Annotated in this window: 18 protein-coding genes and 1 other RNA gene; 10 read left to right on the top strand and 9 right to left on the bottom strand. The window is 56.9% G+C overall.

Features of this window, described 5'->3' with window-relative positions:
- Positions 1–63: 63 nt before the first annotated feature.
- From dapB to grpE, 4 genes are all read right to left on the bottom strand, one after another.
- On the bottom strand, positions 64–870 hold the full coding sequence (dapB, locus tag DT594_RS17215) for a 4-hydroxy-tetrahydrodipicolinate reductase (RefSeq protein ID WP_149334195.1): 807 nt from the start codon (positions 868–870) through the stop codon (positions 64–66).
- Between the two features lie 11 nt (positions 871–881).
- Positions 882–2,027 carry a molecular chaperone DnaJ gene (gene dnaJ / locus DT594_RS17210; protein ID WP_096344975.1) on the bottom strand — a complete coding sequence of 382 codons (1,146 nt, stop codon included), beginning with the start codon at positions 2,025–2,027 and terminating at the stop codon, positions 882–884.
- Between the two features lie 136 nt (positions 2,028–2,163).
- The gene (gene dnaK, locus DT594_RS17205; protein ID WP_096344976.1) at positions 2,164–4,086 is read right to left on the bottom strand and encodes a molecular chaperone DnaK; all 1,923 of its coding nucleotides are present in this window, start codon (positions 4,084–4,086) and stop codon (positions 2,164–2,166) included.
- Positions 4,087–4,174: 88 nt separating this feature from the next.
- Complete coding sequence (gene grpE, locus DT594_RS17200) at positions 4,175–4,753, bottom strand: nucleotide exchange factor GrpE (protein WP_096344977.1); 579 nt, start codon at positions 4,751–4,753, stop codon at positions 4,175–4,177.
- A gap of 191 nt (positions 4,754–4,944) precedes the next feature.
- Here grpE and recN point away from each other — a divergent pair, with 191 nt between their 5' ends.
- Positions 4,945–6,615 (top strand): DNA repair protein RecN, encoded by a 1,671-nt coding sequence (recN, locus tag DT594_RS17195; RefSeq protein WP_096344978.1) that lies wholly within the window; start codon positions 4,945–4,947, stop codon positions 6,613–6,615.
- A 20-nt stretch (positions 6,616–6,635) separates the two neighbouring features.
- On the opposite strand, the gene fur is transcribed toward recN, so the two are convergent.
- Positions 6,636–7,043 (bottom strand): ferric iron uptake transcriptional regulator, encoded by a 408-nt coding sequence (fur, locus tag DT594_RS17190; RefSeq protein ID WP_149334193.1) that lies wholly within the window; start codon positions 7,041–7,043, stop codon positions 6,636–6,638.
- A gap of 93 nt (positions 7,044–7,136) precedes the next feature.
- Here fur and DT594_RS17185 point away from each other — a divergent pair, with 93 nt between their 5' ends.
- The gene (locus DT594_RS17185; RefSeq protein ID WP_149334191.1) at positions 7,137–7,577 is read left to right on the top strand and encodes an outer membrane protein assembly factor BamE; all 441 of its coding nucleotides are present in this window, start codon (positions 7,137–7,139) and stop codon (positions 7,575–7,577) included.
- A gap of 27 nt (positions 7,578–7,604) precedes the next feature.
- Here the strand turns inward: DT594_RS17185 and DT594_RS17180 are convergent, their stop codons facing one another.
- The 3 genes from DT594_RS17180 to DT594_RS17170 are packed head-to-tail and all read right to left on the bottom strand — an operon-like array spanning position 7,605 to position 9,776.
- Complete coding sequence (locus DT594_RS17180; protein ID WP_149334189.1) at positions 7,605–7,922, bottom strand: RnfH family protein; 318 nt, start codon at positions 7,920–7,922, stop codon at positions 7,605–7,607.
- The gene (locus DT594_RS17175; RefSeq protein ID WP_096344982.1) at positions 7,915–8,352 is read right to left on the bottom strand and encodes a type II toxin-antitoxin system RatA family toxin; all 438 of its coding nucleotides are present in this window, start codon (positions 8,350–8,352) and stop codon (positions 7,915–7,917) included. The genes DT594_RS17180 and DT594_RS17175 overlap by 8 nt, the downstream gene beginning before the upstream one ends.
- 20 nt (positions 8,353–8,372) lie before the next feature.
- Complete coding sequence (locus DT594_RS17170; protein ID WP_149334187.1) at positions 8,373–9,776, bottom strand: sodium-dependent transporter; 1,404 nt, start codon at positions 9,774–9,776, stop codon at positions 8,373–8,375.
- Positions 9,777–9,885: 109 nt separating this feature from the next.
- Between DT594_RS17170 and smpB the strand changes: the two genes are divergently transcribed.
- Entirely contained in the window at positions 9,886–10,368 is a 483-nt protein-coding gene (gene smpB, locus DT594_RS17165; RefSeq protein WP_096344984.1) for an SsrA-binding protein SmpB, read from the top strand.
- 248 nt (positions 10,369–10,616) lie between these two features.
- Positions 10,617–11,004: a transfer-messenger RNA gene (ssrA, locus tag DT594_RS17160) on the top strand.
- Positions 11,005–11,071: 67 nt separating this feature from the next.
- Here ssrA and lldD read toward each other — a convergent pair.
- Positions 11,072–12,241, bottom strand: coding sequence for an FMN-dependent L-lactate dehydrogenase LldD (lldD, locus tag DT594_RS17155; protein ID WP_149334185.1), 1,170 nt, complete (start codon positions 12,239–12,241; stop codon positions 11,072–11,074).
- Positions 12,242–12,656: 415 nt separating this feature from the next.
- On the opposite strand from lldD, the gene rfaH reads away from it, so the two are divergent.
- The 6 genes from rfaH (at position 12,657) to DT594_RS17125 (ending at position 20,124) form a co-directional block, all read left to right on the top strand.
- Entirely contained in the window at positions 12,657–13,160 is a 504-nt protein-coding gene (gene rfaH, locus DT594_RS17150; RefSeq protein ID WP_178091570.1) for a transcription/translation regulatory transformer protein RfaH, read from the top strand.
- A 621-nt stretch (positions 13,161–13,781) separates the two neighbouring features.
- Positions 13,782–14,936, top strand: coding sequence for an outer membrane beta-barrel protein (locus DT594_RS17145; RefSeq protein WP_149334184.1), 1,155 nt, complete (start codon positions 13,782–13,784; stop codon positions 14,934–14,936).
- Between the two features lie 93 nt (positions 14,937–15,029).
- Entirely contained in the window at positions 15,030–15,560 is a 531-nt protein-coding gene (locus tag DT594_RS17140) for a polysaccharide biosynthesis/export family protein (RefSeq protein ID WP_149334182.1), read from the top strand.
- A 2-nt stretch (positions 15,561–15,562) separates the two neighbouring features.
- Positions 15,563–17,788, top strand: coding sequence for a GumC family protein (locus DT594_RS17135; RefSeq protein ID WP_149334180.1), 2,226 nt, complete (start codon positions 15,563–15,565; stop codon positions 17,786–17,788).
- A gap of 43 nt (positions 17,789–17,831) precedes the next feature.
- On the top strand, positions 17,832–18,557 hold the full coding sequence (locus DT594_RS17130; protein WP_149334178.1) for a tyrosine-protein phosphatase: 726 nt from the start codon (positions 17,832–17,834) through the stop codon (positions 18,555–18,557).
- A 172-nt stretch (positions 18,558–18,729) separates the two neighbouring features.
- Positions 18,730–20,124, top strand: coding sequence for an undecaprenyl-phosphate glucose phosphotransferase (locus DT594_RS17125; RefSeq protein WP_149334177.1), 1,395 nt, complete (start codon positions 18,730–18,732; stop codon positions 20,122–20,124).
- The last annotated feature ends 28 nt before the right edge of the window (positions 20,125–20,152 follow it).

Genomic DNA, 20,152 nt, shown 5'->3' with positions numbered 1-20,152 from the left:
AAAAGGGCGGCGAACCTCTGGCTCGCCGCCCTTTTTGTTTTGCAGATGACACTTACCGCCCGCTTAATCCTTCAGCGACAGCACATCCTGCATGTCATACAGCCCGGGAGCGCGCGCATCCAGCCATAGCGCAGAGCGCACGGCGCCCTTGGCAAAGGTCATGCGGCTGGAGGCTTTATGGGTGATTTCCACGCGCTCGCCTTCGGTGGCGAACAATACCGTGTGATCACCAACCACATCCCCCGCTCGCACCGTGGCAAAGCCAATGGTATCGCGCTCGCGGGCGCCGGTCTGACCTTCGCGACCATATACCGCCACCTTGCTCAGATCACGACCTAGCGCATCAGCTACAACCTCGCCCATGCGCAACGCGGTACCTGATGGCGCATCAACTTTGTGCCGGTGGTGCGCTTCAATGATTTCGATATCAGCGTCATCACCCATCACCCGAGCTGCCATATCCAGCAGTTTAAGGCACAGGTTTACGCCAACACTGAAGTTCGGCGCGAAGACAATCGGCACATCCTGACCCGCATCGAGCAGCAAGCGCTTTTCGTCATCACTGAAGCCGGTAGTGCCGATGACCAGCGCTTTGCCGGCCGCGCGACAAAGCGCCAAGTTGACCAGCGTAGTGGTCGGATGGGTAAAATCGATCAACACATCAAAATCGTCGAGCACCTCACGCAGGCTACCTCTGACCTTGATGCCATTGCGCCCGATACCGGCCAACTCGCCAGCATCGGCCCCGACCAGAGAGCTCTCCGGTCGCTCGATGGCGGCGGTCAGCTGAGCGCCGGGAGTCTGGCTTACCGCCTCAATCAGCGTTTTGCCCATGCGCCCGGCGGCGCCAATCACGGCTATTCTTCTCATGCTGACTCCGCTCAGAATTTCATGTCTTCAAAGAAGTTCTTCACCCCGTCAAACCAGCTCTCGGCTCGCGGCGACTGATTGGAACCCTCTTCCTGCAGCGTTTCACGCAGCTCCTGAATCAGCTCGCGCTGACGCTTGGTCAGATTGACCGGCGTCTCCACTACGACCTTGCACAACAGGTCGCCCGCAGAACCACCGCGCACGGGCGTTACACCTTTGCCACGCAAGCGGAACAGCTTGCCGGTCTGAGCGCCATCCGGAATCTTCAATTTGACCCGGCCATCCAGCGTGGGCACTTCCAGCTCGCCACCCAGCGCGGCATCAGCAAAGCTGATCGGCACTTCACAGAACAGGTTCTTGCCATCGCGCTGGAATATCTTGTGCTCACGCACCGAGACTACAACGTAAAGATCGCCTGCAGGACCACCGTGCACACCCGCCTCACCTTCGCCGGCCAGACGAATGCGGTCCCCGGTATCCACACCGGCCGGTACTTTGACCGACAGGGTCTTCTGCTCTTCCACCCGGCCATGGCCGTGGCAGGTATTGCAGGGATCGGTGATCATCTTGCCTGTACCGTGGCAGCGCGGACAGGTCTGCTGCACGGAGAAGAAACCCTGCTGCATACGTACCTGACCGTGGCCACCACAGGTGGTACAGGTCACTGGTGTGGTGCCCTTCTTGGCACCGGAACCGTCGCAGGTACCGCACTCGGCCAGCGTCGGCACGCGAATGGTCACGGTGGTGCCACGCACCGCCTCTTCCAGATCCAGCTCCAGGGTATAACGCAGATCACTGCCGCGCTGCACACTGGAACGGCCGCCGCGCCCACCGCCGCCGCCACCAAAGATATCGCCGAATACATCACCGAAAATATCCGAGAAATTGCCACCACCGAATCCGGCACCACCGGCGCCGCCGCCCATATTCGGGTCAACCCCGGCATGTCCGTATTGGTCGTAGGCTGCGCGTTTCTGGGCGTCGGTCAGTACTTCGTAGGCCTCGTTAGCCTCCTTGAACTTCTCGATCGCGCTTTCGTCATCCGGGTTACGGTCCGGGTGATACTTCATTGCCAGACGACGGTAGGCTTTTTTCAGCTCCGCCTCGCTAGCGCCGCGCTCGACACCCAGCACCTCATAAAAATCACGCTTGGCCATCGTTCAGATTTCCTTTACCGGGACGCTTGCCTGCCCCTGTTACACAAACGGCAACGCGGGAATAGCTCCCGCGTTGCCTGGTAATGGTCGGTTACAGGCGCATCAGCGCGCCTGCAACTGCCGATGAGTCAGGAGCTTACTTGTTGTCCTTGACCTCTTCGAACTCGGCATCGACAACGTCGTCGCCCGCTTCCTGCTGACCATCAGCCTGGGCATCCGGACCACCTTGGCCTGGCTGCGCCTGCTCGGCGTACATCTTCTGCACCAGCGGACCGGATGCTTCAGACAGCGCCGTGATCTTGGCTTCGATGTCGGCCTTGTCGTCGGTTTTGATCGCCGCTTCCAGATTCGCCAAAGCGGTCTCGATTGCGGTTTTCTCTTCCTCGGTGGCCTTGTCGCCAGCTTCAGTCAAGGTCTTGCGGGTAGCGTGGACCAGCTGATCTGCCTGGTTACGGGTGGTTACCAGCTCTTCGAACTTGCGATCTTCCTCGGCGTTGGCTTCGGCATCACGAACCATGTTGTCGATTTCTTCATCGCTCAGACCGGAAGAGGCCTTGATGATGATCGACTGTTGCTTGCCGGTTGCCTTGTCTTTCGCAGACACGTTAAGGATACCGTTGGCGTCGATGTCAAAGCTCACTTCAACCTGCGGCACACCGCGTGGGGCTGGCGGAATATCGGCCAGATCGAAACGACCCAGCGACTTGTTCTGCCCGGCCTGCTTACGCTCACCTTGCAGCACGTGAATGGTCACGGCGGTCTGGTTGTCGTCAGCAGTGGAGAACACCTGCGACTTCTTGGTCGGGATGGTGGTGTTCTTCTCGATCAGCGTGGTCATCACGCCGCCCATGGTTTCGATACCCAAAGACAGCGGCGATACGTCGAGCAGCAACACGTCTTTTACGTCACCGGCGAGTACCGCACCCTGAATCGCTGCGCCAACGGCGACTGCTTCATCGGGGTTAACGTCTTTGCGTGGCTCTTTGCCGAAGAAGTCAGCAACGGTCTTCTGCACCAGCGGCATACGCGTCTGACCACCAACCAGAATCACTTCGTTGATCTCGGACACGTCCAGACCAGCGTCTTTCATGGCTACGCGGCAAGGCTCGATACTGCGCTTGATCAGCTCTTCAACCAGCGACTCCAGCTTGGCACGGGTGACCTTGACCTGCAGGTGCTTGGGACCTGTGGAGTCGGCAGTAATGTACGGCAGGTTGACGTCAGTCTGGCTGCTGGAAGACAGCTCGATCTTGGCCTTCTCCGCCGCCTCTTTCAGACGCTGCAATGCCAACGGATCGGTGTGCAGGTCAATGCCATTTTCTTTCTTGAATTCGTCTGCCAGGTAATCGATCAGACGCATGTCGAAATCTTCGCCACCCAGGAAGGTGTCACCGTTGGTGGCCAACACTTCAAACTGGTGCTCGCCATCAACTTCGGCAATTTCGATCACGGATACGTCGAAGGTACCGCCACCCAGGTCGTAAACGACGATGGTGGAGTCGCCACGAGATTTATCCATGCCGTAGGCCAGCGCGGCAGCAGTCGGCTCGTTGATGATCCGCTTGACGTCCAGACCAGCGATACGGCCGGCGTCTTTGGTCGCCTGACGCTGGCTGTCGTTAAAGTAGGCCGGTACGGTGATAACCGCTTCAGTTACGGCTTCGCCCAGGTAATCCTCGGCAGTCTTCTTCATCTTCTTCAGCACTTCGGCAGAAATCTGCGGAGGTGCCATTTTCTCGCCCTTCACTTCGACCCAGGCATCACCATTGTCAGCCTTGACGATCTTGTAAGGGACAAGCTTGATATCTTTCTGGACCACTTCTTCTTCGAAACGACGGCCGATCAGACGCTTGACCGCGTTCAAGGTGTTCTGCGGGTTGGTCACCGATTGACGCTTGGCGGACTGGCCGACCAGCGTTTCGCCGTCGCCGGTGTAGGCCACGATCGAAGGAGTGGTGCGAGCGCCCTCAGCGTTCTCGATGACTTTGGCAACGCCATTTTCCATGATTGCAACGCAGGAGTTGGTAGTCCCCAGGTCGATACCGATAATCTTGCCCATATCTATTCTCCGATTAAACTTGCCGCGGATAACCGGCGGCACGGGTTAGTCTGTTCATGCACCCTTAATGGGGGCAGTGGAATTTATTTCAAGCCTGCTCATCAATCGATGGAGACGCCGGCTTGTCTGTCGGGGTCTTGCTGACCACGACCATGGCCGGGCGCAACAGACGACCATTTATGGTGTAGCCCTTTTGGAATACGCGAATAACGGTATTGGGTTCGACGCTATCGCGTTCCTCCATGGCCATCGCCTGATGCAGTTCCGGATTGAAGGGCTCGCCATGCGGCTCGACCGGAACGATCTGGAAGCGCGCTAGGGTTTCGGCAAACAGCTTCAGGGTCAGATCCATGCCATCGCGCATGGGTTTGATTGCCGGGTCGCTGGCATCGGACAACTCCATGCCGCGCTCAAGGCTGTCAACCACCGGCAGCAGCTCATTGGCGAAACGCTCAAGGGCAAACTTGTGCGCCTTTTCCACTTCCTGCTCCGCGCGGCGGCGGGCGTTCTGCACATCGGCAGCTGCCCGCAGAGCTTGATCCTGCGCGGCCGCCAACTGCTCTTCGAGGCTGGCAACCTGCGCTGCCAGATCGTCAGTTACCACGGTGTCCAACGCATCTTCAGCCAACTCATCGGTGGCCGGATCCTGTCTCTGTTCGTCTGCCATCTGTGTCTCCTGTTCTAGCAATCAGGCGGCATGCCGCCCTGTTGATCAATGTCTGCACCTTATATGGGGTCTTTAAATCAGGCTTCAAGGGTTGGAAAAACCAGAGTTCAGAAAAATCGCAAATTCCGGGCTCTTGTGAACAAAAGCCAAACTACTGTATAAATAACCAGACTGAAAACGGGAGCGCGGCCATGCTGGTACATCTTGCGGTGAACAATTACGCCATCGTCGATCACCTGGAACTGGAGCTAAGCAGCGGTATGACGGTCATCACCGGGGAAACCGGCGCTGGCAAGTCGATCATGCTGGATGCTCTGGCACTGACTCTGGGCGACCGCGCCGACAGCGGTGCCGTGCGTCCGGGTACCGACAAGGCGGATATTCTCGCCACCTTTGATATCAGTCAGATCCCTGAAGCCCAGGCCTGGCTGGATGAACGCGACCTGAACAGCGCGGACCAGCAGGTGATTTTGCGTCGGGTGATTACCGCCGAGGGTCGCTCGCGTGGCTATATTAATGGCAGCCCCTGCCCGCAGCAGGATCTGAAAGCGCTGGGCGAAATGCTCATCGACATTCACAGCCAGCATGAACACCAGTCACTGCTCAAGCCCGACACCCATCGCCGCCTGCTGGACGATTACACCGGCAGTACCGACCTCGCCCGCCAGGTGCAACTGGCCGCGCAGCGCTGCAAGCAGACCGAACAGGCACTGAAACAGGCCAGCGAAAAAGGTAATGAGCAGACTTCGCGCCTGCAACTGCTGACCTATCAACTGGAGGAACTGGACAACCTGAGCCTGCAGGAAGGCGAGCTGGACGAGCTGGAAAACGATCAACGCCAGTTGGCCAACGCCGAGCAGATCATGCAGTCCTGCCAGCATGTGATCAACCTGTGCAGCGAGAACGATAGCGGCAGCGTGCTGCATGCGCTGACCATCAGCCAGCAGCGGCTGGCGGCATTTCGCAGCAGCCATCACAGCCTGGAAGAAGCCGACGGCATGCTGGCCAGCGCGCAGATTCAGATTGAAGAGGCAGTGGGTGAGCTGACGCGTTATCTGGATCATTTCGAGGCCGACCCCGAGCGCCAACAACAGGTTGAAGAGCGTCTGGGCGCCATTTACGACCTGGCGCGCAAGCACAAGGTCAATCCGGATCAACTACCCGTACTGCAGCAGCAACTGATCGATGAACTGGAAAGCATGCAGCAGCAGGACGCTGATGCCGAGCGCCTGGCGGAGGAGCTGGAAGCCTACCGCGAACACTACCGGCAATTGGCAGACGAGCTGAGTGGCAAGCGTCAGGCTGGCGCCACCAAGCTGGAAGAGGCGGTGACGCGGGAGATTCAACAATTGGGTATGCCCGGCGGCCAGGTCAAGGTCCAGCTCAATACCCACGAAGCGCATAGCTGCCTGCCGCACGGCCGGGAAAGCGTCGAACTGCTGGTCAGCGCCAACCCCGGCCAACCAGCCAAACCGCTGGCCAAAGTGGCCTCCGGCGGTGAACTGTCGCGGATCAGCCTGGGCATCCAGGTATCTACCGCGCAGACCTCACGGGTGCCCACGTTGGTATTCGATGAAGTGGATGTGGGCATCGGCGGACCAACCGCGGAGATCGTCGGCAACCTGCTACGCCAACTTGGCGGCCACGGCCAGGTGTTGACGGTGACTCACTTGCCACAGGTAGCGGCGCAAGGGCATCAGCATCTGTTCGTACGCAAAGAGCAAGGCAAAGAGTCGACAAGTACTCGCATCGACAACCTGGACAAGGATGGTCGGGTACACGAAGTTGCGCGGATGTTGGGAGGTATCGATCTGACCGACGAGTCGCTCGCGCACGCGCGCAAGCTACTCTCGGCGGTATAGCTGGAACACGAAAAGGGTGCTTAGGCGCCCTTTTTCTTCACATACAGCACCAGATTGTGATCAACCATTTCGAAACCGTGCTCCTTGACGATTTCGCGCTGGCGACGCTCGATCTCGGCATCGAAGAATTCGATTACCTCACCGGTGTCAACGCAGACCATATGATCGTGATGCTCGCCATCGGCCAACTCAAACACGGCGTGGCCGCCATCGAAATTGTGGCGCACGACCAAGCCGGCCGACTCAAACTGCGTCAGGACGCGGTAAACCGTGGCCAGGCCGACGTCTTCACCCGCTTCCATCAGGGCTTTGTATACGTCTTCCGCGCTCATATGGCGCTCAGGTGAGTGGTCCAGCATCTGCAAAATCTTGACGCGTGGCAGGGTGACCTTAAGGCCAGCTTTCCGGAGTTCTTGATTCTCAACCATGTCAGTTTCTCGTTCAGCGCTTCGCAGGGCGGGATCTGTCGGGTATGATTCAGGGCCATTCAGCCATTTCACGATAGTGGATGTTACCACGCGATGCCAAATAGCTTATACCGAATCCTATGTATCCTGTTGTGTCTCTCCGTTCTGGGCCTCGCCGGCTGCAGCTTTCCCGGCGTTTACAAGATCGATGTCCAACAGGGCAACGTGGTCACCCAGGAGATGGTTGACCAACTGCGCCCCGGCATGACTACCCGTCAGGTGCGCTTCATCATGGGCACGCCCCTGGTAGAAGATACCTTCCATCCGAATCGCTGGGATTATATCTACAGCATGCAGGCGGGTCACCAGGAGCGCACGCAAGAGCGCATCAGCCTGAACTTTGAAAACGATCTGCTGGTTGGCTTGTCCGGCGATTTCGTTCCCGGCGCCAGCCGCGATGAACGGATCATGGGCGCTGGCCAAGAGGAAGAGCCTGAAGTACTGGAAACCTACCCCGTAGATCTGGGTGCTCCGCTGGGCACCGGTGAAGAGTAATACCGCCCGGGCTGTCTGCTGACAGCCCTAGCCTTCCTCAGCTTCATCCTTCGCTGCCTTGGCTTTAGCTGCCCTCTGCTTACGAACCTCTTTCGGATCGGCAATCAGCGGACGATAAATTTCCACTCGCTCACCTGACAGCAAAATCCGCTCTGCCGGCTTGGGTATCCCTTTGCCAAAAATTCCCATGGCGCTTGCGTCAAGATCGAGCTCTGGAAAATGGTTCTGGATACCCGATTGCTGCACCGCCTGCAGCGCCGTGGTGCCCTCCGGCACGGTCAGGCTGAGAATCTTCTGCTTGTGCGGCAGCGCGTAGGCTACTTCTACCACCAGCGTTTTATCCATTGCCGTATAGCTCCTTCGCACGCTGACAAAAAGCTTCGACCATATTATTGGCGGCCTGATTGAACAGCGGTCCCAGCGTCGCCTTGACCACCGGGCCGGCATAACTGAAGTGCAGATCCAGACTGATCTTGCAGGCGTTCTCACCCAGCGCCTTAAACTCCCACACACCGTGCAGATCACTGAACGGGCCGTCTTCCAGCCGCAGCTCGATACGCTGACCAGGGACCAAGGTGTTATTGGTGGTGAACGACTGGGTTAATCCGGCCTTGGCCACCGTCAGGCGCGCACGCATCTGGGTGTCGGTTTCGCTGAGAATCTCCGCCTTGGCACACCAGGGCAGGAACTCGGGGTACCGCTCCACCCGATTGACGAGATCAAACAGGCGTTGAGCCGGATACGGCAGCAACGCCGAGCGCTGGATATGGGTCATAGCCGGTTATTCAAGCCTCTTTATTTGAACAGTTCAGTCACAAACACAATCAACACCCCTGTCGGGGCCACATAGCGTAGCAGCCAATATACCACTGGAAACAGCCGCGGATGGCGCAGCGCCAGCTCGGCTCGAAATACGTCTCGCCCGATCACCCAGCCGGCGAACAGCGCAAAGAGCAGCCCGCCCAGCGGCAGCATGATGCGGCTGGTCAGATAATCAATGCTTTCAAACAGCGTTTTCCCGCCATCGGCGCCCCATACAAATAGCCGCCAGCCGGAGTCATCGCTGACAAAGAAGCGTGCGTCTGCCAATACATTGAATGACAGCACGGTGCCCAGCCCCACGACCCAGCAGATCAATGCGATCAGTGCCGTGATCTGTGTCCGCGTGCGCCCGGTCCGCTCAACCCAGTACGCGACCGCAGGCTCAAGCATGGAAATCGCCGAGCTCCAGGCCGCTACCGCGACCAGCACGAAAAACATTAGCCCGAACACCTGGCCCATGGCGATATTGCCGAAGGCAATCGGCAGCGTGACAAACATCAATCCCGGGCCGGCACTGGGCTCCAGGCCGGCAGCAAATACGATGGGAAACAGCGCCATGCCTGCTGTCAGTGCAACCACGGTATCCAGCAGCGCTACCGTCATTACGGTGCCGCCTATGGATGAATTCTTCGGCATATAAGAGCCGAACACCATGATCGATCCCACGCCGACACTCAGGGTAAAAAACGCGTGCCCCATGGCTGCGAGAATGCCGTCCGGCACTTCGGCGAGATCAAAATGAAACAGAAAGGTCAGGCCCTGCATGAAATGCCCGGTGGTCATGCTGTAGCCGAGCAGAATGATCAGCAGCACAAACAGCATCGGCATCATGATGCGCAAACTCTTTTCCAGTCCCGCCACGACGCCGCGGGCGATGATCACCCCGGTAACCAGCATGAACAGACTGTGCCATAGGGTCAGACGCCATGGGTCGGCCGTCAGGCTGCCAAAACGCGCGCCAGCACTGTCGCCGTCAATACCTACAAATTCACCGCGGCCCATGCCGATGATGTAATCCAGTGACCAACCAGCGACCACACTGTAAAAGGACAATATCAGCAGCGCCGCGACCATACCCATGATCGCCGCCCAAGACCACCGCGCCGAGGCGCCTGCCTGCACTGCCAAACTCCGCAGCGTATTGACCGGGCTCTGCCGTCCGCGCCGGCCCAGCACCGTCTCCGCCAGCATGATCGGCAGCCCGACCAATGCAATACACAACAGGTAAACCAGCACGAACGCCCCGCCACCGTACACGCCTGCCATATAGGGAAACTTCCAGATATTCCCCAGGCCAACGGCCGAACCGGTCGCCGCCAGAATAAAGACCCACCGGCTGGTCCAGATGCCGTGAATGGAAGTGCGCTCGTTGGCCATGCAGAGTTACCGCCCGCTAGCGAAAAAGAGGGGCATTGTCCAGATTTTGATCAGGGGTAACAAGGCCCGTATAGCCGAACGCCGTGGTAGGCCCTATAATGCGCCGCCTATGAGCAATCAAAAGAAACCCCAGGCCAACAGCGGCACCATCGCGCTGAACAAGAAGGCCAAACACGAATATTTTGTCGAAGACCGCTTTGAGGCCGGCGTTATGCTGACTGGCTGGGAAGTGAAAAGTCTGCGTGCCGGTAAGGCGCAACTGGTCGACAGCTATATCCTTCTCAAGGACGGCGAAGCCTTCCTGCTCGGCGGCCATATCACCCCCCTGAAGACGGCCAGCACCCACGTCATCGCCGACCCGACGCGCACGCGCAAGCTGCTGCTCAACGCGCGCGAGCTGGACAAGCTAATTACAGGCGTACAGCAGAAAGGTTTCAGCTGCGTCCCATTAGCCCTGTATTGGAAAAACCACCTCGTCAAATGCGAGATCGCCCTAGTGCGCGGTAAAAAAGACTTCGACAAGCGTCAGGTCGAGAAAGAACGCGACTGGGCACGTGAGAAACAGCGCGTGGTGCGCGATAACAGCCGTTAACAGCGTCGTGCTCGCCGTTCGAATTTTTTCACCCGGCCGGTGAACTTTTGCAACAGCCTCAAGTCAAATCATTCATACCGGACTGGTCAGTTCCACCAATCCGGCGTGAGGCCAAGCAAGCAAGAATTTCTGCCCCGTTCTGCGGGGCTTTTTTTGCCTGCAGATCAGCGCCGTACCTAGCGCTGGCCTATCAACCAGGGAACCTTTGCAGTACAATTGCATCTGTAAGAAAAGACCATGATGGTTTTGGGGCCGATTTGGATTCGACGACGGTTACAAAACTGGAGGGGCATGCCGAGTTGGTAACAGAACTCGTAAATAAACTGTTGCAAACCTATATAATTGCCAATGATGACAATTACGGTGCCCAACTAGCTGCGTAAGCAGCCTAGTCGCACTTCTGGTAGCTTCGGCTCCAGCAATCATTAGAGGATGTCTGTAAACTCGAAATGATTGTCATATAGAACAGAATCGTCGCCTAGTATGTTACGGACGAAGCGGCTAAACATTACGTAACTCGCTCCAAACACCCTGCCACTCGGGCGGTGAGGAGTTAACTCAGTAGAGCTGGCTAAGCATGTAGAACCGATAGCGGAGGACTGGCGGACGGGGGTTCAAATCCCCCCGGCTCCACCAAATCAAAAAAGGCGTCCTTGGACGCCTTTTTTCTGCCTGAGATTTGACCCCAGGCTACTGGCCGATATCACTCTCCCGCCGCGTAAGCGCCCTGCTCCCGCGCCGTTCTGACCAGCATCTCCTCAGTAATACCTGAGATCGATTTGGCGCCAGTCAGCACCATGGCGACCTTCATTTCCTTTTCAATCAGGTTCAGCAGGTTGGCCACCCCGCTCTCCCCAGCCGTTGCCAGCGCGTAAATGAACGGGCGACCGAGCAAGGTGAAATCGGCGCCCAAGGCCATCATCCGCACGACATCGAGTCCGGTGCGAATGCCGGAGTCGACCAGGATCTTGATCTGACCTTTAACTGCGTCTGCTATGGGCGGTAGTGCCCGAGTGCTTGAGAGTACCCCATCGAGCTGGCGACCGCCGTGGTTGGAGACGACAATGCCGTCTGCGCCGAAGCGAACCGCTTCTCTGGCGTCTTCGGCATCGAGGATGCCCTTGATAATCATCGGACCTTCCCAGAAATCGCGAATCCACTGCAGATCTTTCCAGGAAATGGACGGATCGAAGTTGGCGCCGAGCCAGCCAATATAATCGGCCAACGCCGTGGGGCTTTCGCGGTACAGGGAGATATTGCCCAGATCGTGGGGCTTACCGTGCAGACCCACATCCCAGGCCCAGCGAGGGTGCATGGCCGCCTGAAACATGCGTCGCATGGCGGAATACTGACCGCTCATGCCCGAATGCGCATCACGATATCGAGAGCCGGGAGTAGGCATGTCCACCGTAAAGACCAGCGTCTTGACGCCCGCGGCCTTGGCCTGCTCCAGCGCATGCTTCATAAAGCCGCGGTCCTTGAGCACATAAAGCTGGAACCACATGGGTCGATTGATCGCCGAGGCGACCTCAGCGATAGGGCAGACTGATACCGTAGACAGCGTGAAGGGAATGCCCTTGGCCGCCGCCGCGCGGGCAGCTTGCACTTCACCACGCCGGGCGAACATACCGGTCAGCCCTACCGGTGCCAGGGCCACTGGCATGGTCAGCGTTTCATCAAACAACTGAGTCTCAAGGTTGACGCCTTCAACATTTTTCAGCACCCGCTGACGCAGCGCCACATCTGCAAGGTCCGACACGTTGCGACGCAGAGTATGCTCATCGTTCGCACCGCCATCGATATAGTCGAACAGGAAGCGCGGTAACCGGCTTTTGGCGGCAGCGCGATAGTCATTAGGCGAAGAGATAATCATAGAAATTCATACCTTGTTCTTGGCAGGAAAGCCAACAGAGCACCAGCATGCCCAGTTTTACCCCATCAGGGAAATTCTCAATAAGTATGAGGCGTAATTACGCGGAGAGCTTATTACAGGACTAATTGATCAAGCGATGAACAACTGGCTGGTACGGCGGTCCAAATATAGCTAACTGATCGACTAAATATGGCCAGAAGTACACCAGCTTGAGAAAACCATAGGATGGCTGCAGCCCAATGGGAATAGGGCTTCGCTATAAAAAGCCGATCATATATTTCTCTTTGATCACGCCGATCGTCGAAACGCTGGATACAATGATGAAAGTGGGCTTTATTATTGCAAATTATGAGTTGTCACTATTGGGCTCGATGGAATTACAGCGCGACCGGAAACCACTGAGCCAGGAGGGCTTATGAGCAAGCAAATGGAATTGCCCGAAATCGCTTGGTACCTGTTGCAGTGCAAACCCCGGCAAGATACCCGCGCGTGTGAGCACCTGACCCGGCAAGGGTTCGAGTGCTTCAATCCCAGCATCCAGATGCAAACCCTGAAACGCGGCTCCATTCAGCAAAAAGCTCAGCCACTTTTTCCCGGCTATATCTTTGTACGTGTTAAGGCCGAAGATAGCTGGACTTCTTTGCAATCCACCCGGGGCGTAACCCGAATTGTGGCGTTCTGCGGCACGCCTTGCCGAGTCAGCGATGACATCATTGTCCATTTGCGCGAACGTTGCGCCGCGGCTCAGAACACTCAGGCGCTGAATCCCGGCGACCGCATCCACGTCAAAGTGGGACCGTACGCGGAGCTGGATGCCGTATTCGTGTCAATGGATGGCGAACAGCGGGTGATGTTGTTGTTGAATGTGTTGAATCGGCAGCAATTGATCAAGGTGCCGCTCAAGCATATCTCGACCTGATTTCTGCCTTTTTAGGACGCAACTGTTTCGAGGGTGAACTATTTTGAGGCACGCAGGTCCGATGCGGTGAGATTGTATGAAGAGATTTCACAACGCTTGTAGCCTCCCGACACGGCATGCTTATTGCTTTGGTCACGTTAGATTCACACAGATGAATTAACCTTCTGATCGCTGTAAGCCTCTGTTGATGTATTTAGTGCTGCCTACCACAACATCTATCTAGTAGTTGCCCATCAGGAGCATGTCTTGGGCGGTAGCGTGGGTGAATGATTGTCAGATGTGGCGCACCAAACTGATACGCAACGATGAGAAACGGATCAGATCTGTGCACAGGATCTCCCACACACCCCGTTTAATAGATGCCCACCACCTGGCTGAATGTCGTGGTCGTTCTCCAAAAGCTTAAAACAGAAAAGAATCGCTGACGTTTCGGACATCATTGCTTTCGTGCATCCGTCCCGAGGTCCATCAGGTCTCGGATAGGAGACGGATGAGGGCTGGCAGCTCACGCTAGTGCAGCATATTTGTCATCAAAGTCAGCGCCTTAGATACCGGGGTGGGTCGCAACAAGGCCCTCTTCCTTTCACTGCAGCTGTATCTTTCGACAAGGACTTCATTTCTATGAGAACAACCACACTGACCATGGCTATGCTTGCTGGCACCCTTTCGGCTCATGCGCTTGCAGTGGAGCCGCAGAGCATCGATCTAGCAGGTTTTGACTTCACGCCGACCCTGCTGTTGGGTGAGCGTTACGATGATAATCTTCGTGGGGATGACGAGAACGAAATCTCTTCCTGGGTGACCACACTGGAGCCTAGCTTCCAGCTCACCGCAGAGGGGAGCAAGACCGGCCATCAGTTGGAGTATCGCGCAACCCGCGAGACCTACCATTCCGAGTCAGACGCGAGCCATACAAATCATCACCTGACATTGAAAAGCATCCTGGAATTTACCTCACGGCACCGCCTCAGAGCGGGGCTGGGCTACCACCGAATTGAAGAAACGACTGATACCACGCTTGATGGCGTCAACGATAAATACTCGTTAGCCAATGGCGAGCTGGGTTACACCTTCGGCGCAGTGACCGCGCGCAATCAGATCGACCTTTTGGGTCGTTACGAGCAGCGCCGCTTCCAGAACAGTGGCGGCATCAATGATGACCAGGAACGTGACACCGCGGGGTTGACCACCACCTGGTATCACCGTATATCCCCAAAAACCCGCACACTTGGGGAACTGCGCTACACCGATCATGACTACACCACTGACCTGAATAACCGTAGCAGCGTCAATACGGCGGCCCTGGTCGGCGGCACCTGGGAGGCCACTGCGAAGACAACCGGTACATTGAGGGTTGGTGCCGAGAAAAAGAATTTCGACGATTCCAGTCGCACGGATTACACCAGCCCCATGTGGGACGTTGGCTTGACCTGGAACCCGCGCACCTATTCCACCTTCGGTATTACCACCCGCCGCGCCTTCGATGAAGGCGATGATGGCGCCAGCACCGTGCAGGACATAAACACGCTGCTCAGCTGGGATCACACCTGGAGCCCCTGGATTTCTACCGAGCTGGAATATCAGATTCTTGATCGCGAGTACAAGGCGATCGACAGAGAAGATGACCGGACCGCGTTCGGCGCTGCTGTGGTGTATTCATACGATCGTTGGGCTGATTTCAAACTCGGCTATCGCAGGGTCGACAACGACTCGACCAGCGCTGACAACGACTACAAACGCAACCTGTACCTGCTGATAGTCGAACTCAGTCTGTAAACCACTACCCCAAGGCCGATGATCATCGGCCCACTCTAATAAACCAGGACGATATCGCTGCAGAGCTGTTGCGCAGTCGTGGAGAGAACTTTTATGCCTATGCACATTTTGAAGTTAGCCGTCGTACTACTGCTTGGTTTCGCCTTTCAGGCGCAGGCGGAAACCCAATATCGCCTCAGCTCTGGCGATGTGGTCCGTATCAACGTTTATGGCGAGCCCGATCTGAGCTTCGAGGAAATCCGCTTGAACGATGCAGGCACCTTTTCATACCCCTTTATTGGCGAGGTTAATGCGCTGGACAAAACGCCTCGGGAAATCGAGGACATGATCGTCAAAGGGCTGCAGGACGGCTATATCGTCGACCCGCGTGTCTCCGTCAGTGTCATCAACTATCGCGAGTTCTACATCAGTGGCGAAGTGAATGACCCCGGCGGGTACCCATTTCAGCCAGGCCTGACTCTCGATCGTGCCATTGCGCTGGCGGGTGGCCTGACTGAACGAGCATCTAAGCGACGAATCACGGTGATCCGTGGTGGTGACGAAAGCCGAACTATTGAAAAAGCCGCTCTGGATACCATCGTCAAGCCAGGCGACACCATTACTATCGACCAGGGATTCTTCTAAGCATGAACAGCCCCCTTCGCCCGGAAAAACAATGGTATCCGCTGGCCCCATCAGATGATGATGCGGACTTTATCGACTTGAAAAAGAAATGGCATGCCATCTGGTCGGCAAAGTGGAGCATCTTTGCGCTGGTGGCTTTGGTGACCTTGCTAGCGGCGCTGGCTTTGTCGCAGGTGCAGCCGGTCTACCGCGCCAGCACTACAGTGATGATCGAGGCGAAGGGCAATCAGTTGGTAGCCTTCCAGCAGGTTTACGACTCTACCGGGCTACTCGGTGAGTACATGCAGACACAGCTGGGTTTGATTACCAGCCGTGACGTTGCGGAAAGGGTAGTAGAGAAGCTCAACCTGACCCAGCACCCGACCTTTGATCCGCGCCAACAGCCGCAACCGTTGATTAATATCAAGCCACTGATCAATCGCGCCAAAATTGCTGTTTTCGGGGAAGATCCCGACTCGATTGAACAAATCCTTACCGAAGAAGAGATCCTGGATTTCGCCACTAGCCGATTCATGGAGCGCACCTCCGTGAGTGTCGAGGGCAAGAGCCAACTGGTAAGGATCGCCTTTGACATGACCGATCGGTTCACTGCCGCGCTGGCAGCCAATGCCATTGCAGACAGTTACATCGAGAGTCAGCTCGAGGCGCAGATGGACATGTCGGTCAAAGCGACCACCTGGATGAACAGCCGTCTTGACGAGTTACGCGGCAGCCTCAAAGAGGCAGAGAATCGCCTGCAGGCGTATCGCGAACAGGAAGGTCTGGTAGACATCGACGGCGTCGCTACCATCAGCACCAATGAGTTGGGCATGATCGGCGACCGAATGATCGATGCTCGCAGTCAACGCGCCGAAGCGGAGAGTCAGTATCGCCAGGTGCAATCCATGAGTTCCCAGGGCTGGGAGCGTATGGCCAGTGTGCCCGCAGTGCTGGGGCATCCACTGATTCAGCAATTCAAAGCCGAGCAGGCTCGCGCCCAAGCCAAGGTTGATGAACTGTCAGGCCGCTACGGTGAACGCTTCCCGGCCATGCAGTCAGCGCGCTCGGATCTGAACGCCGCCACGGCCAGCCTGCGCAGTCAGGTTGAGCAGGTGGTTGCGGGCATTGAACGCAATTATCAATTGGCGCTGGCCAACGAGAACTCCTTGCGTGCCTCGTTCAATCAGAACAAGGAACAGATTCAGGACATTTCCGGCAAGGAGTTCAAGGTTCGGGAGTTGACCCGTGATGTAGAGAGCAACCGCGCCCTCTATGAAACCTTCATGACTCGCCTGCAGGAAACCACTGCCACCCAGGATCTGGCCAGCACCAATGCGCGCATTGTCGATCGGGCCATCCCGCCGGCGGAGCCCGCCGCTCCGAACAAGAAACTGCTGCTGATTATCGCAGTAGTGCTGTCGCTGATTGCCGGAGTCGTGATTGCCCTGATTTCCGAGGTCCTCAACAACACCTTCAAGGGCACCGAAGATGTCGAGGGTCAATTGAACCTCCCCGTGCTGGGCATCATGCCGCTGATGGCTAAAAAGCATCAGAAGCATATGCATCATCTGTTCGAGAGAAACGAAGAGCACCAGTTCTGCGAAGCGGTAAGAACCATTCGTACCGGGGTCATGCTCGCCGATATGACGCGCTCACAGAAAGTCATGGTGATCACCTCTTCGGTACCTGGCGAGGGCAAGAGCGCGCTGGCGTCGAACCTGGCGTTCTCTCTTAGTCAGTTGAAAACAGTACTGCTGATTGATGCTGACTTGCGCCGCCCGACTCTGGCGCGCAACTTCGACTTTCCCGTTGGTACTCCGGGGTTGGCGAACCTGATTTCCGGTACCGCCAAGGCTCAGGACTGCATCCAGAAGGTGTCTGAAAATCTGGACATGATGACCGCCGGTGCGGTGCCACCCAACCCACTGGAATTGCTGGCCTCCCCGCGCTTTGCAGAGCTGCTGGAGAAAGCCAAGGAACATTACGATCACATCATCATTGACTCACCGCCAACGCAGGCTGTCAGCGACCCGATTCTGACCTCCACACTGGCCACATCGGTGGTCTACGTGATCAAGTCCGAGAGCACCTCCATCCCCATGGCTCAGCGTGGCGTGGGTCAATTGCTGCAAAGCGGTGCCTCCATCGTCGGCGTAGTGCTGAATCAGGTAGACGTGAAGAAAGCCGCGAAGAAAGGTGATTACAGCGGCTACGTCGACCACTACGGCTACAGCGCTGGGAAGGCTTGATTAGCTACCCTGCGATTGCCGGATTGCTATCTGAGCAAACACCATGATTGATCTGCACTGTCACTTGTTACCGGGCATCGATGATGGCCCAGAGGACATGCAGACGGCACTGGAAATGGCCAGAACTGCCGAGTCTAGCGGCATTACTCACATGGTCTGTACGCCGCATATCCATCCCGGACGTTACGACAACAGCGCAGCCAATATCCGCAATGTCTGCCGCCAATTTGCCGCGGCGATTGCAGAGGCCGGCATCAAAGTTCGGGTCAGTTACGCCGCTGAAGTGCGTTTCGGCAGCGAACTGATGAGCATGATCAGCGAAGGCAGCATTCCCTTCGTGGGGCGCTGGAAGGGCCGCAGAGTCATGCTTCTGGAGTTTCCGCACGGCAGTATTCCGTTCGGTGCCGAGCAGATGACGCGTTGGCTGTTGAGCCGAGGGGTCATGCCCATGATCGTGCACCCGGAACGCAATAAAGGCTTTATGCAGCAGCCCGCGCGATTGCGACCTTTCATCCAGCAGGGCTGCTTGTTGCAGCTGACCGCCGGGTCGGTGGCCGGTTCATTTGGTGAACCTGCACAAGATCTGGCTTTGGACCTGATCAAGCAAGGCGTGGTGACCATTTTAGCCAGCGATGCGCACAACCTGGTGCACCGACCACCGGATATGCAACCTGGCCTTGAAGTGGCCATAGAGATTCTTGGTGAGAGAACTGCGCGGCGGCTGGTTGTTGATACGCCATGGCTGATTGCAGAACACCATTTCGTTTGACCTAGTGCGCCAGACCGGCGCCACTTTTAGGCGACGGCTGAGGACTTCCCAGCCCGGCCGTCAGCCGTAATTCCACATTTTGTAGTGATTGACTATTTGCGCCGCCGTATAAGCACGAAAGGCAGAGCACGGACCTCAGGCGACAGCAATTTACGTTTGAAGGAGCTTTATAATGATCGCGAAACGAAACAACCCGGCTGTCAACCGACACGGTCTGACTTTCTGGGTGCAGTGGTTTTGTGCTGTTTCACTGGTCAGCATTTTACTTTGCTATCTGGCCATCGATCAGTTCGGCATGGTTTCCACCCAGTACCGCATGTTGATCGTCGTTACGGTATTTGCTTCAGTCCCGGCCTATATGCTGGCGCATGTCTATCACAAGCGGCATGGCTATTTTGCCGGGCTCGGCCACCTGCTGATTGGCTGGGCGACCTTGCTGATCGGGCTGTTTGTGATCGCCCACCTCAGTAACAGCAGCAATTTATTCTCGCCGAGTATCCTGCTTAAGTGGGCGACGCTGGGCTTTGTCGTGCAAGCGGTGGCCTACCTGCCTATGCGCTACTTCGCCAATCTGCATTCCAGCAAACTGCGCGTGGGCCGCACGTCGGCAATCCTCGGCACGGGTGCTACCGCCTATGATCTGGCCAAGCGACTCGCCGCTTCTGGCCGGGTACCGCTACTGGGCATGTTGTCTTCCCAACCTGATACCGAAAGCGCAGACCCGCGATTCCCTGTGTTGGGCGACTTGAGCACACTGCGCGAGCAGGTCGAAAAACATAACATCAAGCGCGTTTACATCGCACTAAGCCTGAACGAAGTCCCGTCGATCGAAGCCCTTTACCTGACCCTGCTTGATCTGAGCGTGGACGTTGTATGGATCCCCGATTTTGGCGGCATGCCGCTCCTCAATCAGTCGATTTCAGAGATCGAGCAACTTCCGGCGATTTATCTGAATGAAACGCCTTTCAGCTCGCACCCTGCAGCGGTGTTCACCAAGGACGTGATGGACCGGGCGATAGCCATGCTCGCCATTCTGGCGCTAAGCCCGGTTTTTCTCGCCGCAGCCATTGCCGTGAAACGTTCATCGCCGGGGCCTGTTCTGTTCCTGCAGCCGCGCCACGGCTGGAATGGCGAGGTTATCCACGTAATGAAATTCCGCTCCATGCGTATGCATGAGGATGACACCGTGGTTAAGCAGGCCACCCGCGAAGATCCCCGCGTGACGCCAGCAGGACGGATTTTGCGTAAAACCTCGATCGACGAACTGCCGCAGCTGTTCAACGTGCTACGCGGTGAAATGTCGCTGGTCGGCCCCCGCCCCCACGCGGTCACGCATAACGATTACTACAGCGACAAGATCCTTGCCTATATGGCGCGCCACCGTATCAAGCCCGGCATTACCGGCTTGGCTCAGGTGAATGGCCACCGCGGCGAAACGGAAACCATCGAAAAGATGCAACAGCGGGTAGAGCAGGACCTGGCCTATATCAATAGCTGGTCGCTCTGGCTGGACATCAAGATCCTGTTTCGCACGCCCTTCGCGTTGTTTTCACGAGACGTGTACTAACTATTGAGATGCACGGGTAGCGCTGCGC

It is taken from the genome of Halopseudomonas laoshanensis, assembly GCF_008365385.1.
Lineage (GTDB): Bacteria > Pseudomonadota > Gammaproteobacteria > Pseudomonadales > Pseudomonadaceae > Halopseudomonas > Halopseudomonas laoshanensis.
Note: the sequence above shows the minus strand (reverse complement) of the source record. Positions and strands in the feature narration are given on the sequence as shown.

Bases quoted from the DNA above. Each gene is read 5' to 3' on its own strand.
- fur (WP_149334193.1), bottom strand. From the start codon at position 7,043: ATGGTTGAGAATCAAGAACTCCGGAAAGCTGGCCTTAAGGTCACCCTG.
- DT594_RS17145 (WP_149334184.1), top strand. From the start codon at position 13,782: ATGAGAACAACCACACTGACCATGGCTATGCTTGCTGGCACCCTTTCG.
- DT594_RS17170 (WP_149334187.1), bottom strand. From the start codon at position 9,776: ATGGCCAACGAGCGCACTTCCATTCACGGCATCTGGACCAGCCGGTGG.
- dnaJ (WP_096344975.1), bottom strand. From the start codon at position 2,027: ATGGCCAAGCGTGATTTTTATGAGGTGCTGGGTGTCGAGCGCGGCGCT.
- smpB (WP_096344984.1), top strand. From the start codon at position 9,886: ATGAGCAATCAAAAGAAACCCCAGGCCAACAGCGGCACCATCGCGCTG.
- dnaK (WP_096344976.1), bottom strand. From the start codon at position 4,086: ATGGGCAAGATTATCGGTATCGACCTGGGGACTACCAACTCCTGCGTT.
- DT594_RS17135 (WP_149334180.1), top strand. From the start codon at position 15,563: ATGAACAGCCCCCTTCGCCCGGAAAAACAATGGTATCCGCTGGCCCCA.
- rfaH (WP_178091570.1), top strand. From the start codon at position 12,657: ATGAGCAAGCAAATGGAATTGCCCGAAATCGCTTGGTACCTGTTGCAG.
- DT594_RS17175 (WP_096344982.1), bottom strand. From the start codon at position 8,352: ATGACCCATATCCAGCGCTCGGCGTTGCTGCCGTATCCGGCTCAACGC.
- DT594_RS17130 (WP_149334178.1), top strand. From the start codon at position 17,832: ATGATTGATCTGCACTGTCACTTGTTACCGGGCATCGATGATGGCCCA.
- DT594_RS17125 (WP_149334177.1), top strand. From the start codon at position 18,730: ATGATCGCGAAACGAAACAACCCGGCTGTCAACCGACACGGTCTGACT.
- DT594_RS17185 (WP_149334191.1), top strand. From the start codon at position 7,137: ATGCCAAATAGCTTATACCGAATCCTATGTATCCTGTTGTGTCTCTCC.
- DT594_RS17180 (WP_149334189.1), bottom strand. From the start codon at position 7,922: ATGGATAAAACGCTGGTGGTAGAAGTAGCCTACGCGCTGCCGCACAAG.
- recN (WP_096344978.1), top strand. From the start codon at position 4,945: ATGCTGGTACATCTTGCGGTGAACAATTACGCCATCGTCGATCACCTG.
- DT594_RS17140 (WP_149334182.1), top strand. From the start codon at position 15,030: ATGCCTATGCACATTTTGAAGTTAGCCGTCGTACTACTGCTTGGTTTC.
- lldD (WP_149334185.1), bottom strand. From the start codon at position 12,241: ATGATTATCTCTTCGCCTAATGACTATCGCGCTGCCGCCAAAAGCCGG.
- grpE (WP_096344977.1), bottom strand. From the start codon at position 4,753: ATGGCAGACGAACAGAGACAGGATCCGGCCACCGATGAGTTGGCTGAA.
- dapB (WP_149334195.1), bottom strand. From the start codon at position 870: ATGAGAAGAATAGCCGTGATTGGCGCCGCCGGGCGCATGGGCAAAACG.